The organism is Pseudomonas sp. Pseusp97 (genome assembly GCF_047304025.1).
Taxonomy (GTDB): Bacteria; Pseudomonadota; Gammaproteobacteria; order Pseudomonadales; family Pseudomonadaceae; genus Pseudomonas.
The window spans coordinates 1-470 of the sequence record NZ_JBGLYK010000493.1 but is presented as its reverse complement, the minus strand read 5'-3'; the positions used below and the strand labels follow the sequence as shown (position 1 = coordinate 470).

General features: G+C 73.4%; 1 pseudogene. It reads right to left on the bottom strand.

What is annotated here, in order from left to right:
* Positions 1 to 470: pseudogene (locus ACCC94_RS30070) on the bottom strand (DNA polymerase Y family protein); the annotation flags it as partial.

The following is a 470-nucleotide window of genomic DNA, read 5'->3' as shown; positions in this document are numbered from 1 at the left end:
CCCATGCGGCCCAGCGAGGTGGCGGCGTCGCGCTCCAGGCCCAGGCGCTCCAGCGGCATCCGGCCCAGGTACTGGCGCAGTTGCTGGTGGTCGTGGATCGCCAGGCCGTCATGGCCGTTGGCGAGGATGCGCGCGGCGGCCGGGTTGGGCGCGGCGGTGATGCGGTGCCGGAAGCCCAGCCCGCTCAACTCCTCGCGCAGGCGCGCTTCGAAGCGCGGCCAGGGGCCGAACAATTGCAGGCTGGACTGGACCTCCAACAGCAGCGCGCGCGGATAGTGCTGGCTGACCTGCGAGCTGAAGCCGTAGGCCCAGGCGGCCAGCAGGTTCTGCCAGCGCTGCACCTCGCGCAGGTCGTACTCGGCGGTGGCGAAGTCGCGGCTCAGCGCCTGTGCGGCGGTGAGCGACTGGCCGGGCTTGAGCCCCAGCGCCCGCGCGGCCGGATTCACCGCCTGCAGCACGCGGCGCTGGGT